A 928-nucleotide genomic window follows, 5' to 3' on the forward strand; every position below is an offset into this window, starting at 1 on the left:
AGCTCACCCCGGTCGAGTTTGAGATGATCTACGCAGCCGCAGACGCGGCCTGAGAACCACCCACCCCGAGTGTCAACCAAACCTGGGGCAGACCCGGGCGCTTGGCCACCCGTTGTTGCGGCGCGCCGGTATATCTTCCTCACGTACGCCGGCCGCGGCGAGCGTTTCCGCGATTGAACGGTTGATGCGTTCCTCGATCGGAATCATCCTGTCGCCGCGCTGCGTGACTTGTTCACGCACGTCCTTCAGAAATTCGCGCTCGGCGATCAGACTGTCCATCACGTAGGACGTAAACCGCGTCCCGTCGCCCGGATCGCTCATGAGGTACTGCACAGTTGAAACCGAGTCCATGAACTCGCGGTTGATCGCGATCTGTTGATCGCCACCGTGCCCGTCAGCCAACTGACGGATCAGGCTCTTCATCAGCTTCACCATGCGCGCGTAGTGCCCGACTACGATCGCGTGATCGCGATCCAACCCATCGCTGTGGCGAGCAGTTCGAAGGCCAGCGACCGTCGTCAGGAGAACTGCTGCTTCCTTCAGGAGTTCGAAACCTTCCCGAACGAAAGGCTCCTCCTTCGCGGCGTCTTCGAGTTCTTCGAAGGGAACTTCGTGGAGCGCGGACAGTAGATGCGGATCGAAGTCATCAAGCACGTCACCTTTCTACTGGCACTCGACGTTGACCGCGAGTTTCTGACCTCGGCACCAGCGTCTTCCGCGCGGACGTGGGAACTTCCTGGGTCGTACGGGTAACAAGCGTCTGAGGCACGGAGCCGTCCAGTGACGGAATGGTCGCTGGACCACTGGCGCAGCGACCGCGGCTATGACGCAACTGAATCGCCCCGGGTCTGATGGAGGCTCTCAATCCATGGAGGATGAGAGTCATGGCTGCACCCAAGAAGTACGGCGACGAGTTGCGTGAGCGCGC

General features: G+C 60.8%; 1 protein-coding gene. It reads right to left on the minus strand.

Translation table 11 applies throughout. The annotated features are described in order from the left end of the window. Positions 1–72: 72 nt before the first annotated feature. The gene (locus tag C9J87_RS19840; RefSeq protein ID WP_157953273.1) at positions 73–654 is read right to left on the minus strand and encodes a DUF5677 domain-containing protein; all 582 of its coding nucleotides are present in this window, start codon (positions 652–654) and stop codon (positions 73–75) included. Positions 655–928: the final 274 nt, after the last annotated feature.

It is taken from the genome of Nocardioides allogilvus, assembly GCF_003047285.1.
GTDB lineage: Bacteria > Actinomycetota > Actinomycetes > Propionibacteriales > Nocardioidaceae > Nocardioides > Nocardioides allogilvus.